This is a genomic window from Levilactobacillus namurensis DSM 19117, from assembly GCF_001434785.1.
GTDB lineage: Bacteria > Bacillota > Bacilli > Lactobacillales > Lactobacillaceae > Levilactobacillus > Levilactobacillus namurensis.
Window position 1 is genome coordinate 1 of the sequence record NZ_AZDT01000062.1, and the last position, 13,014, is coordinate 13,014.

General features: G+C 49.7%; 8 protein-coding genes. 3 read left to right on the plus strand and 5 right to left on the minus strand.

Translation table 11 applies throughout. The features are described from left to right. Positions 1-110: 110 nt before the first annotated feature. From fusA to rpsL, 3 genes are all read right to left on the minus strand, one after another. The gene (fusA, locus tag FD30_RS09065) at positions 111-2,210 is read right to left on the minus strand and encodes an elongation factor G (RefSeq protein WP_056944768.1); all 2,100 of its coding nucleotides are present in this window, start codon (positions 2,208-2,210) and stop codon (positions 111-113) included. Between the two features lie 187 nt (positions 2,211-2,397). Beyond that, positions 2,398-2,868 carry a 30S ribosomal protein S7 gene (gene rpsG / locus FD30_RS09070; RefSeq protein WP_024746865.1) on the minus strand — a complete coding sequence of 157 codons (471 nt, stop codon included), beginning with the start codon at positions 2,866-2,868 and terminating at the stop codon, positions 2,398-2,400. 76 nt (positions 2,869-2,944) lie between these two features. Continuing rightward, on the minus strand, positions 2,945-3,358 hold the full coding sequence (gene rpsL / locus FD30_RS09075; protein ID WP_024746864.1) for a 30S ribosomal protein S12: 414 nt from the start codon (positions 3,356-3,358) through the stop codon (positions 2,945-2,947). A 275-nt stretch (positions 3,359-3,633) separates the two neighbouring features. Here rpsL and FD30_RS11455 point away from each other — a divergent pair, with 275 nt between their 5' ends. From FD30_RS11455 to FD30_RS09090, 3 genes are all read left to right on the plus strand, one after another. Then, the gene (locus FD30_RS11455) at positions 3,634-4,305 is read left to right on the plus strand and encodes a prepilin peptidase (protein WP_162255435.1); all 672 of its coding nucleotides are present in this window, start codon (positions 3,634-3,636) and stop codon (positions 4,303-4,305) included. A 103-nt stretch (positions 4,306-4,408) separates the two neighbouring features. Continuing rightward, positions 4,409-4,756, plus strand: a complete 348-nt coding sequence (locus FD30_RS09085; RefSeq protein WP_056944770.1) for a PadR family transcriptional regulator — start codon at positions 4,409-4,411, stop codon at positions 4,754-4,756. Next, a complete protein-coding gene (locus FD30_RS09090) occupies positions 4,728-5,393 on the plus strand; it encodes a DUF1129 domain-containing protein (RefSeq protein WP_056944771.1) in 666 nt (221 codons plus the stop codon). Before FD30_RS09085 ends, FD30_RS09090 begins: the two co-directional genes overlap by 29 nt. A gap of 104 nt (positions 5,394-5,497) precedes the next feature. Here the strand turns inward: FD30_RS09090 and rpoC are convergent, their stop codons facing one another. Both rpoC and rpoB read right to left on the minus strand, forming a co-directional pair. Then, positions 5,498-9,145 (minus strand): DNA-directed RNA polymerase subunit beta', encoded by a 3,648-nt coding sequence (rpoC, locus tag FD30_RS09095; protein ID WP_056944772.1) that lies wholly within the window; start codon positions 9,143-9,145, stop codon positions 5,498-5,500. A gap of 21 nt (positions 9,146-9,166) precedes the next feature. Then, on the minus strand, positions 9,167-12,790 hold the full coding sequence (gene rpoB / locus FD30_RS09100) for a DNA-directed RNA polymerase subunit beta (RefSeq protein WP_056944773.1): 3,624 nt from the start codon (positions 12,788-12,790) through the stop codon (positions 9,167-9,169). Between the last annotated feature and the right edge of the window lie 224 nt (positions 12,791-13,014).

The window sequence follows — 13,014 nt, forward strand, 5'->3', positions numbered from 1 at the left end:
GTACATAAAAATGGTGTTGATGGATTTCATCCATCAACACCAAATATCATAGAACCCAAAAAAACGCGCTGCTATCGCTAGCAACGCGTTCTTTGAAGTTTTCGATCAGACTAGTCTTCGACTGGAGTCCCACCGTTCTTCTTGATAATGTCAGCTTGAACACTCTTAGGCGTTGGTTCGTAGTGGTCGAACGTCATCGTAAACGTCCCACGACCTTGCGAAGCAGACCGTAAAGTCGTCGCGTAACCGAACATTTCGGCAAGTGGCACGAATGAGTGAATCATTTGTGCGTTCCCACGAGCTTCCATACCTTCGACCTTACCACGACGTGCGGTAACTTGGCCCATGATATCACCCATGTATTCTTCAGGAACTTGGATATCAACCTTCATGATTGGTTCCAAGATCACTGGGCCGGCACTCTTAACGGCGTTCCGTAAAGCCAAGGAAGCGGCAACCTTGAAGGCTGCTTCACTAGAATCGACTTCGTGGTAACTACCATCGTAGAGCTTAGCCTTAACGTCAACTAATGGGTAACCAGCTAAGACACCATTGGCCATCGCTTCTTGTAACCCTTGGTCAACTGAAGGAATGAATTCACGAGGAACGACCCCACCAACGATGGCGTCTTCGAATTCGTAACCCTTACCACGTTCGTTAGGGGTAAATTCGATCCATACGTCACCATATTGACCTTTACCACCGGATTGACGAACGAACTTACCTTGGACCTTAGTTGACTTCGTGAAGGCTTCACGGTAGGCAACTTGAGGAGCACCAATGTTGGCTTCGACCTTAAATTCACGCTTCATCCGGTCAATGATGATGTCCAAGTGAAGTTCACCCATTCCGGCAATCAGAGTTTCACCAGTTTCAGGGTTAGTTTCCGCCTTGAAAGTTGGGTCTTCTTCAGAAAGCTTTTGAAGGGCCGTGTTCATCTTATCTTGGTCAGCCTTAGTCTTAGGTTCAACGGCAACTTGGATAACTGGATCTGGGAAGTCCATGGATTCCAAGTGCAGTGGGTGATCCGTAGCCGTCAAAGAGTCACCAGTCGTGGTGTTCTTCAAACCAATGGCACCGGCAATATCCCCGGAGAAGACTTCTGGGATTTCTTGACGGTGATTGGAGTGCATTTGCAGCAGACGTCCAACCCGTTCACGCTTGTCCTTAGTTGCGTTCAAGACGTAAGAACCGGCTTCCAAAGTACCAGAGTAAACCCGGATGTAAGTCAAACGACCAACGAATGGGTCAGTAGCCACCTTGAAGGCCAAAGCAGCGAACGGTGCGTCATCATCGGCACGTAATTCAACCGCTTCATCGGTATCCGGAACAGTCGCGTTGTATGGCTTAACATCCAATGGAGATGGTAAGTAGTCCACAACGGCGTCCATTAACATTTGAACACCCTTATCCTTGAAGGCAGAACCGGCGAAGACTGGGAACATTTCCAGCTTCAACGTTGCCCGACGGATAGCAGCCTTTAATTCTTCCTTGGAGATTTCTTCACCTTCAAGGTACTTTTCCATGATTTCGTCATCGACGTCAGCAACGGCTTCGATGATCCCTTCATGGCGCTTTTCAGCTTCGTCCTTCATGTCGGCAGGAATGTCGACCGTGTCCCACTTGGAACCCAGGTCATCCATGTCGTAGACGTAAGCCTTCATTTCGATTAAGTCAACGACACCACTGAAGTCATCTTCGGCACCGATTGGCATTTGTAAAGCAACCGCGTTAGCGTCCAAACGTTCGTGTAATGACTTAACAGAGAAATCAAAGTTGGCACCCAACTTATCCATCTTGTTAACGAACACGATACGTGGAACGTCGAAGTCGGAAGCTTGACGCCAAACCGTTTCGGTTTGAGGTTCAACCCCGGCTTGGGCATCCAGAACGGCTACGGCACCATCAAGGACACGCAGGGAACGTTCAACTTCGACAGTGAAGTCAACGTGTCCTGGGGTATCGATGATGTTAATCCGGTGTTCCTTCCATTCCGCAGTAGTTGCGGCGGAAGTAATCGTAATTCCCCGTTCTTGTTCTTGTTCCATCCAGTCCATTTGTGAAGCCCCATCATGGGTTTCACCAATCTTGTGGATCTTACCAGTATAATACAGGATACGCTCAGTAGTCGTCGTCTTACCGGCATCGATGTGGGCCATGATACCAATGTTACGCGTCTTCTCAAGCGGAAATTCACGAGTATTAGCCATGATTAATGTGTAACTCCTCTCAATTTGATCGTCGATTTAACAAAAGGTGACTACCATCATCACGCGGATTAAGTAGCCACCTCTAATTAAAGGATTGCTCCTTTAAACTAGAGACGTGAACGCTGCAACAGTGTTCCGCCCTAGTATTTTAGCACACTGGGCAACCAGCAGCTTAAAAACTGCCTGATTACCAGCGGTAGTGTGCGAAGGCACGGTTGGCATCTGCCATCCGGTGCGTATCTTCACGCTTCTTAACTGCCGCACCAGTGTTGTTAGCAGCATCCATGATTTCACGAGCAAGCCGTTCAACCATAGTGTGTTCCCCACGTAAACGTGAGTATTGCACGATCCAACGTAAACCTAACGTGGTCCGACGGTCTGGCCGAACTTCGATAGGAACTTGGTAGTTAGACCCACCAACACGGCGTGCCTTAACTTCCAAGACTGGCATAACGTTCTTCATTGCTTCTTCAAACGTTTCAACTGGATCGTTACCAGTTTCGTTCTTAATGATGTCAAATGCACCATAAATGATCTTCGTAGAAGTTCCACGTTTCCCATCCATCATCGTGTGGTTAATCAAACGAGTAACCAGCTTTGAGTTGTAGATTGGATCAGGAAGGACTTCACGCTTTTGTACGTTTCCTTTTCTAGGCATAGTTCAAATATCCTCCTTGAAGTTACTTATGCTGAATAGCTGACGGAAACCGTGCGGCTATTCGTTCGTTTCTTTTTTAGTCCTTAGGCTTCTTAGTACCGTACTTGGAACGGCCTTGACGACGGTCGGTAACACCGGCAGTATCAAGCGCACCACGGATGATGTGGTAACGAACCCCAGGTAAATCCTTTACCCGGCCCCCACGGATTAAGACAACACTATGCTCTTGCAAGTTGTGGCCAATCCCTGGGATGTAAGCAGTCACTTCAATTAAGTTGGACAAACGTACACGCGCGTATTTCCGTAAGGCTGAGTTAGGCTTCTTTGGCGTCATCGTACCAACACGAGTAGCCACGCCCCGCTTTTGAGGAGCTGGATTCTTAACTTGGACCTTCTTGAAACTGTTATACCCGTAGTTTAAAGCTGGGGCATCTGATTTTGAACTATTAGATTTACGACCTTTACGCACCAATTGGTTGATAGTAGGCATCTAACTAGTCCTCCTTCCTTTTACTTTCTAGAATTTAAGTCCACACATCCAGGTGGTTCATTTTTTCTTAAAGAAAAAAGCCACCGAGATGGGTGTCAATTGAAGTGTCCTCCCCGCCGTCCAGTCAGCATGTCTGGTAAGAATACCCGAGACCTGTCTGCGAAAAGCACCTTGAATAGAATACCATGGTCCCCGCAACGTGTCAACTCACGGCCCGGGTCTTTTCCAGAATATTTCCCCCACCATTTCCGGAATTAACCCTTGAGGTGATCAAATTGCAAATCTTACTCTTTCTCTACGGAAGTTGCTGGGGGTCCTTCCTGGCAGTGGTGACCAGTCGTCACCGTCACGCCGAGTCCATCCTATGGCCCGCTTCCCACTGTGATACCTGTCACACCCCGCTCCGCTACTGGCAACTCATCCCCATCCTAAGTTATCTACTGGTTCGTGGTCGCTGCATCAAATGTACCGCCAACATTCCCCCGGAGACCTTCTTGATGGAAATCGGCTGCGGACTACTGACGATGATCGTGACCGATGGTTCTCAAGTCAGCACCTACCTCTTAGTCACCCTGTGGCTCGCTGCTGCTGGGTGCGACCAAGCGACCCTGACGTTTCCCGGCTGGATCAGTTGGACCAGTTTACTCCTAAGTGGCTGGCACTTAGCCCTCCCCTTACAACTATTAGGCCTCCTTGGATTTTGGTTAATTCAGCAGCTCTATCACCACTGGCCATCCCTTCCCCTAGGAAACGGCGACGCGGAACTCCTCTGGTGTTACGGCCTCAGTCACTCACTTAACGCCAGCGCCGCCTGGTTACTGACCGCCTGTGCAGCGGCCCTCGTCACAGCCTCGCGGGCACCGCACCAGCCCATCGCGTTCGTCCCCTACTTAACCGGTAGTGCTCTCCTTTGGTGGCTATGGTCCACTTTGATAACTGTTCCTTGACCCAGATTTGGGGCTTGTTACGAGCTAGGTAGTTTTACAACATAGTTAATCTTTATTACACTCAGGATAAGCCCTAATTAGCAGTGCAAAGGCGGTCCGACGCGTGAAACAGAGTCAACTCATCAAAGGCGTTCTTGAGGGCTGCGTCTTAGCCATCATTTCTCAAGGCGAAACCTACGGGTTGATGCAAGCCTTGCACCATCATGGGTTCCCCTCCCTAGTTGGCGGGACCCTTTACCCGTTACTCGCCAAGCTCGAAAAGGGCGGCGACATCGTAAGTATCAAGAAGCCGTCGCCAGACGGTCCGGCTCGTAAATACTACATGTTAACGCCGCAGGGCAAGGAGACGTTCCAGAACTTTCAACATCAGTGGTCGCAACTCAGCGGTCACGTTAATCAACTCATAGACGAGGTGCATTCCAATGACGAAAACCCAGGCCACCCTGGATGAAATCAACCGCTTAACCGAACAATTGGCTCCCGCCGACCAAGCCTATTTCACTGACTTACAGCTCTACTTGTCGACTGCGGGATTATTTTACGATGAAGCCCAACTTAACGACCAATTACTTAACATGCTCCTAGACTTACGGGAAGCTAACCAGCATGGTCAAAGTGCCCGAGCCTTCTTTGGCAACGACCCACAAACCATGGGCAACCACCTCATTCAACAGTTTCCGCAACCTAAGCTTCGGGATCAACTTGGCCTATTCAGCCTATTGTTGGGCATCTCCTGGGTATTTCAGATCCTCTCTAGTCCCCAAACAGCTGGTGGCCTGTCGCTGAACCTGGTGGCTTTTATCCTGGTCCCCATCCTCGAGATCTGTGCAATTATCCTGATTATCCGTATCCTTCACACCAGTATCTATCCTAACAACCATCATCAATGGTGGCCCTACCTGCTAACCGGTCTCATTGTCACGATCACCATCAGCCTGATCGTCATCTTGAATTCGTGGGTTACCGTGGGCTGGACCTTCCTCATCCCTGACCCCTGGCACACCATTTTGTTAGCCGCCATGGCCATCGGGGCTACCGTCTACTTGCTGGGCGCCCTACTACACCGCTGGCGTCACCACCAAGCTTAAGCCGCTTGCCCGTTCGGTCACATCACGAGTCTCTGACAACTAAAAAAGCAGGTCCATCCCGTTAAGGACGAACCTGCTTTTTTGCTATCATCAGTGTTACCTGATTAAGCTTGGGAGTCTTCTTGCATTTGCTTTTCGAGATCGCTGATTGAGTAAACGCCCTCGGTAGAAGCACTGCCGACTTCCTTGGGTTTGATCTGTCGGTAATCTGGCATCCCAGTTCCGGCAGGAATAATCTTCCCAATGATAACATTTTCCTTCAGACCAACTAATGGGTCGTTCTTGCCGCGGATAGCCGCGTCGGTCAGAACCCGAGTCGTTTCTTGGAAGGAAGCGGCGGATAAGAAACTGTTGGTTTCCAAAGCCGCCTTGGTAATCCCTAAGATCACCGGACGAGCGGTCGCAGCAATTCCACCAGAAATCAACGTCTGGTAGTTAGCGCGCCGGAAGTCTTGGATATCCATCAGGGTACCTGGTAAGACATCGGTGTCACCTGGATCCATGATCCGGACCTTACGAAGCATCTGCCGAACCATGATTTCCACGTGCTTATCACTGATAGCCACACCTTGCATCCGGTAGACCCGTTGCACTTCACCTAAGATATAGGTTTCCGTAGACAACACGTCACGAACCCGGAGCAATTCCTTAGGATCAACAGACCCGTAGTTCAACGCAGCCCCACGGTGAATGAAGTCACCTTCAGTGACCCGCATCCGTGCCGTGATTGGCAACGTGTAACTCCGCGTATCTGCTTCACCCTTGATGGTGATTTCCTTAGTCCGTTCAGCAGGGTTCTCCTCAATGGATTCAACCGTACCCGTAACTTCGGTAATCTCAGCTTTACCTTTAGGGTTCCGAGATTCAAATAATTCTTGAACCCGGGGAAGCCCTTGGGTGATATCTTCGTTCCCGGCAACACCACCGGTATGGAAGTTCCGCATGGTCAGTTGCGTCCCGGGTTCACCGATAGATTGCGCGGCAACCGTTCCGACAGCTTCCCCAACTTCAACTTCGTCACCAGTAGCCATGTTCCGGCCGTAACAACGTTCACAAACCCCATGTTCCGTGTTGCAAGTGAAAGCTGAACGAATCGTCACTTCTTGAACGCCGGCATCGACGATCTTTTGGGCAGTATCTTCAACGATCATTTGGTTCTTCGGCACAATGACTTCGCCAGTCTTAGGATCGTAAACGGACTTTTGCGTGTAACGACCCAAAATCCGGTCGTACAGTGGTTCGATCATTTCATTACCATCAGTGATGGCCCGAATCTTCAGACCACGGTCAGTGCCACAGTCCTTTTCACGAATAATCACATCTTGCGCAACATCGACCAGCCGCCGAGTCAGGTAACCTGAGTTGGCAGTCTTCAGGGCCGTATCGGTCATCCCTTTACGAGCACCGTGGGTCGAAATGAACATTTCCATAACCGTCAGGCCTTCACGGAAGTTCGACGTGATTGGCAGTTCCATGATTTCCCCGTTAGGAGCAGCCATCAAACCACGCATCCCGGCTAATTGCGTAAAGTTAGAAATGTTCCCCCGGGCACCAGAATCACTCATCATAAAGATAGGGTTCTGTTGCTCGAAACTGTGAATCAAGGCGTTTTGAATATCGTCCTTGGCATCGTTCCAAATTCCGATGACCCGTTCGTAACGTTCATGGTCGGTAATCAACCCACGCCGGAATTGCTTGGTGACCGTCTTGACCTTCTTGTGGGCCTCGTCGATGATCACTGGCTTTTCCTTCAAGTCGGTAACGTCGGAAATTCCGACCGTTAACCCAGACTTGGTGGATTCGTCATACCCTAAGTCCTTGATCCGGTCCAACAACTTAGACGTTGCCGTCACTTTGTATTGTTGGTAGACTGCCGCAATAATGTCACTCAAGAAGCCCTTCTTGAACGGCCCAATCAAGTCAGCATTTTGCAGGTAGTCATGAATGTCTTCCCCTGGTTCCAGGAAGTACTTATCCGGCACGTAGCCGTTCAAGTTCGTGTTCGTTGGTTCGTTCAAGTATGGGAACGACTTTGGCAGGATGTTGTTAAAGATCAACTTCCCGACCGTCGTAACCATAATCTTGTGCCGTTGTTCGTCGGTAAATGGCTTGTCCGGCATTGAGGCAACTTGGACCCCAACCCGCGTGTGCCAGTGAACTAACCCATTCCGGTAAGCCAGCGTCGCTTCGTTCAAATCAGTGAAGATCATGCCTTCACCTTCACGACCGGATTCTTCCATCGTCAGGTAGTAGTTCCCGATAACCATATCTTGAGAAGGCGCAACAACTGGTTTCCCAGAAGCTGGTGCCAGGATATGGTGAGCCGCCAGCATCAGCAACCGTGCTTCAGCTTGGGCTTCATCGGATAACGGCACGTGGATGGCCATTTGGTCCCCATCGAAATCGGCGTTGTACGCTTCACATGCCAGTGGGTGCAACCGCATGGCCTTCCCACTAACCAATACAGGTTCAAACGCTTGAATCCCTAAACGGTGCAGCGTAGGTGCCCGGTTCAACAGAACAGGGTGTTCCTTGATCACATCTTCCAAGACGTTAAACACGTCATCTTCCTCACGGTCGATTTGGCGCTTAGCGTTCTTGATGTTAGAAGCCAATCCCCGAGCAACCAATTCCTTCATAATGAATGGCCGGAATAATTCCAGTGCCATTGGAACTGGTAGACCCATCTGGTTGAACTTCAGTGATGGACCAACATCGATAACGGAACGTCCAGAGTAGTCAACCCGCTTACCCAGTAAGTTTTGACGGAACCGTCCTTGCTTACCTTTCAGCATGTGTGACAGGGACTTCAGTGGCCGGTTACCAGGACCAGCAACTGGACGACCCCGCCGCCCATTATCGATCAACGCATCAACGGCTTCTTGGAGCATCCGCTTTTCGTTTTGCACAATGATACCAGGTGCATTTAAATCAAGTAATCGCTTGAGCCGGCTGTTCCGGTTGATGACCCGTCGATACAGGTCGTTTAAGTCGGACGTTGCAAAACGTCCCCCTTCCAACTGGACCATCGGCCGCAAGTCAGGCGGAATAACCGGAATCGCATCCATGACCATCCATTCCGGACGGTTACCCGATGTGACGAAGGCTTCCAAGATGTCCAAACGCCGAACGGCACGCGTCCGCTTTTGGCCAGTGGCTTCCTTCAGCTCTTCCTTTAATTCCTTAACTTCCTTATCCAAATCAACCGCCATCAACAACTTCTTGATAGCTTCGGCACCCATCTCAGCCTTGAAGGCCTTGGAGCCGTATTCGGCAACCTTGTCCCGGTAATCCCGTTCGGACAGTAATTGCTTACGTTCCAACGCAGTATCACCTGGGTCCAAGACAACGTAGGAAGCAAAGTAAATGATTTCTTCCAACGCCCGTGGACTCATGTCGAGGACCAAGCCCATCCGACTTGGAATCCCCTTGAAGTACCAGATGTGGGTAACTGGGGCAGCCAGTTCGATGTGGCCCATCCGCTCACGGCGGACCTTCGAACGGGTAACTTCAACCCCACAACGGTCACAAACGACACCCTTGTAACGGATCCGTTTGTACTTCCCACAAGCACATTCCCAGTCCTTGGTAGGACCGAAGATGCGTTCGTCGAATAGACCGTCTTTTTCCGGCTTCAACGTCCGGTAGTTGATGGTTTCTGGCTTTTTAACTTCACCGTAAGACCAGCTGCGGATCTTGTCTGGTGAGGCGAGTCCGATTTGCATACTTTCGAACTTATTGACATCGACCAAAGAAGCGACCTCCCTTATGAATTAATCTTGCGTATTCGGTTGACTTTCATTGTGACTGGCAGTCGGCGCAGTCTTAGAATCCTTCGCATCAGTTGCCTGTGCTTGGGCCTTCCGTTGTTCTTCTTGCTGTTGCGCATACTTGCTCAACGCATCAACGTTGACCACGTCATCGTCGTCATCATCCATGTCACGTAATTCGATTTCTTCGTTATTACCGTTCAAGACCTTCATGTCCAGTCCTAAGGATTGTAATTCCTTGACCAACACACGGAAGGATTCAGGAACACCAGGCTTTGGAATTGGATCGCCCTTCACGATAGCTTCGTACGTCTTAACCCGTCCAACAACGTCATCGGACTTGTACGTTAAGATTTCTTGCAACGTGTAAGCAGCCCCGTAAGCTTCCAAGGCCCAAACTTCCATTTCACCAAACCGTTGGCCCCCAAATTGCGCTTTCCCACCAAGTGGTTGTTGCGTAACTAAGGAGTAAGGTCCAATGGAACGGGCGTGCATCTTGTCGTCGACCATGTGGGCCAACTTCAAGTAGTTCATGACACCCACAGCGACCCGCTTATCAAACGGTTCACCGGTCCGGCCATCGTATAAGACCGTCTTGGCATCAGAAGCCATCCCAGCTTCCTTAACGGCGTCCCAGATATCAGAATCTTGGGCCCCATCAAAGACTGGCGTTGCCATGTGAATGCCTAACTTCCGTGCGGCCATCCCCAAGTGAAGTTCGAGCACTTGCCCGATGTTCATCCGGGATGGCACACCCATTGGACTCAACATAATATCGATTGGGGTGCCATCTGGCATGTACGGCATGTCTTCTTCAGGAATCACGACGGAAACCGTCCCTTTGTTCCCATGACGACCGGACATCTTGTCCCCAACTTGGATCTTCCGCTTTTGCGCGATGTAGACCCGAACCATCATGTTGACACCTGGTGATAATTCATCACCGTTTTCACGGGTGAAGATTTTAACGTCTTGGATGATCCCGCCACCACCGTGGGGAACCTTTAAGGACGTATCCCGAACTTCACGCGCTTTTTCACCAAAGATGGCGTGCAATAGCCGTTCTTCGGCTGAAAGTTCCGTAACACCCTTAGGCGTTACCTTCCCAACTAAGATGTCGCCGTCTTGAACTTCGGCACCGACCCGGATAATCCCGTCTTCGTCCAAGTTCTTCAAGGCGTCTTCACCAACGTTAGGAATTTCACGCGTCATTTCTTCCGGTCCAAGCTTGGTGTCTCGGGCTTCGGATTCGTATTCTTCAATATGAATTGACGTGTAGACATCATCGCGAACCAACCGCTCGTTGATGGCGATGGCATCTTCGAAGTTGTACCCTTGCCAAGTCATGAAGGCGACTAATGGGTTTTGCCCTAAGGCTAATTCCCCATTTTCCATGGAAGGACCATCAGCTAAGACTTCATCGTTGTCAACTTTGTCGCCGACTTTAACGATTGGCCGTTGGTTGTAGTTCTTCCCACCGTTAGACCGGCGGAACTTCATTAACTTGTAAGTGTCCAGGGCACCGTCGTCCCGCCGAACGCGAATCTCACGCGCATCGACGTATTCGACAGTCCCGTCATGTTGACTGATCAAAGCGACCCCAGAGTCATGGGCAGCCTTGTATTCAATCCCAGTCCCAATCAAAGGTGCGTGTGGGTTCAGCAATGGCACAGCTTGCCGTTGCATGTTGGCCCCCATCAGCGCCCGGTTGGAGTCATCGTTTTCCAAGAATGGAATACATGCCGTCGCCACCGCAACAACTTGCTTAGGCGAAACGTCCATGTAGTCGATGCGTTCTGCTGACGTTTCGATGTTTTCAGACTTCGCACGGGCCATAATCGTGTCAGTTGCGAAGGAGCCATCGTCGTTCAGCGGCGTGTTGGCTTGAGCCACCACGTAGTTATCTTCTTCGTCAGCCGTCAGGTAATCGATCTTATCGGTAACCTTGTGCGTGTCCCATGAGACCCGCCGGTATGGCGTTTCGATGAACCCGTACTTGTTGACCCGCGCATAACTGGACAGACTGTTGATCAGCCCGATGTTAGGACCTTCAGGCGTTTCAATTGGGCACATCCGACCGTAGTGGGTGTAGTGCACGTCCCGGACTTCATAACCGGCCCGGTCACGCGTTAACCCACCAGGTCCCAAGGCGGACAAACGACGCTTATGCGTCAATTCACCCAATGGGTTGGTTTGGTCCATGAATTGAGACAGTTGTGAAGACCCAAAGAATTCCTTGATCGAAGCGACCACTGGCCGAATGTTGATCAATTGTTGTGGCGTTACCGTCGCAGCATCTTGAATCGACATCCGTTCCCGAACGACCCGTTCCATCCGGGATAACCCGATCCGGAATTGGTTTTGCAGGAGTTCACCCACGGAACGAATCCGCCGGTTACCCAAGTGGTCAATGTCATCCGTGGTCCCAATACCAATCTGTAAGTCGAAGAAGTAGTTCATCGAAGCAATGATATCTGCTGGACGAATGTGCTTCAACTTCAAATCGATATTACCGTTCCCGATAACCGGAACTTCTTGTTCAGGATCATCTGGTGATTGAACCTTAATGATTTGTAATTTCAGTGGTTCCGTAACGACCGCTTCATCAGATGGTTGGAAAGTTACCATCTTAAAGTCGTCGCGGTCCAGGTAAGGTGCCAAGTTCTTCATGACATCCTTATCGACCGTAGTCCCCTTTTGAACGATCACTTCACCCGTATCAGGGTCAGCTAACGTTTCAGCTAAGGTCAGACCCAATAAACGCGTCTTTAAGCTCAACTTCTTGTTGGTCTTGTAGCGACCAACCGGAGCCATGTCGTAACGCTTAGGTTCAAAGAACCGTGCCGTCAGTAAGCTCCGTGAAGAGTCCGCCGTCTTAGGTTCACCTGGACGCAACCGTTCGTAGATGTCCTTCAAGGATTCCTCGACCCGTGAGTCGTCGGTATTCTTGTGGATATCCTTTTCCAACGTCGCCATCAGGCTTTCGTTGTCTCCTAAGATGTCCAAGATCTCATCATCAGAACCGAACCCTAAGGCCCGAACCAATTCAGTCATTGGAATCTTCCGCGTCCGGTCAATCCGCACGTAGGAAATGTTCTTCGCGTCGGTTTCAAATTCCAACCAAGCACCCCGGTTAGGAATGACCGTTGCACCAAAAATGGTCCGGCCGTTCTTATCGGTATCTTCATTGAAGTAAACCCCTGGCGAACGAACTAATTGGGAAACAATTACCCGTTCCGCCCCATTAATAATGAACGTACCTTGGTGCGTCATTAATGGGAAGTCGCCGAAGAAGACATCTTGTGACTTGATTTCGCCTGTTTCGTGGTTCGTTAGACGTAATGTGACGTGTAACGGTGCTGAATAGTTGGCGTCATGTTCCCGCGCTTCATCCACCGTATATTTAGGTTCTAATAATTGATAATCAACAAACTCTAACGAAAGGTTTCCTTGAAAATCCTCGATTGGCATGATGTCATCGAACATATCACGTAACCCTTCATCGAGGAACCAATTATAGGAATTGGTTTGAATCTCGATCAAGTTCGGTAAGTCTAGAACTTCCTTGATCCGTGAATAGCTACGACGTGTACGGTGTTTCCCGTATTTCACTAAGTGTCCTGCCAAGTTGTTCACCTCTCCTATTTATTCTGTGACTGGCCTAACCAAATGTTACATTTTGATTACAAATGCTTTTTGACTTGGTTTTTTGGCAAAAAAAATCCAAAAACAAATCATTATTTGCTTTTGGCTTCTTATAATGGATGATGCCGGACAATAGATCGGCTCAACCAATTTCAGTTCACAGTTGCATACAAATGATATAGTACTAAAAATACCTCGGCTTGTCA

Excerpts from the sequence above, each read along its gene's own strand:
- FD30_RS09090 (WP_056944771.1), top strand. The coding sequence starts at position 4,728 with ATGACGAAAACCCAGGCCACCCTGGATGAAATCAACCGCTTAACCGAA.
- rpsG (WP_024746865.1), bottom strand. The coding sequence starts at position 2,868 with ATGCCTAGAAAAGGAAACGTACAAAAGCGTGAAGTCCTTCCTGATCCA.
- rpsL (WP_024746864.1), bottom strand. The coding sequence starts at position 3,358 with ATGCCTACTATCAACCAATTGGTGCGTAAAGGTCGTAAATCTAATAGT.
- fusA (WP_056944768.1), bottom strand. The coding sequence starts at position 2,210 with ATGGCTAATACTCGTGAATTTCCGCTTGAGAAGACGCGTAACATTGGT.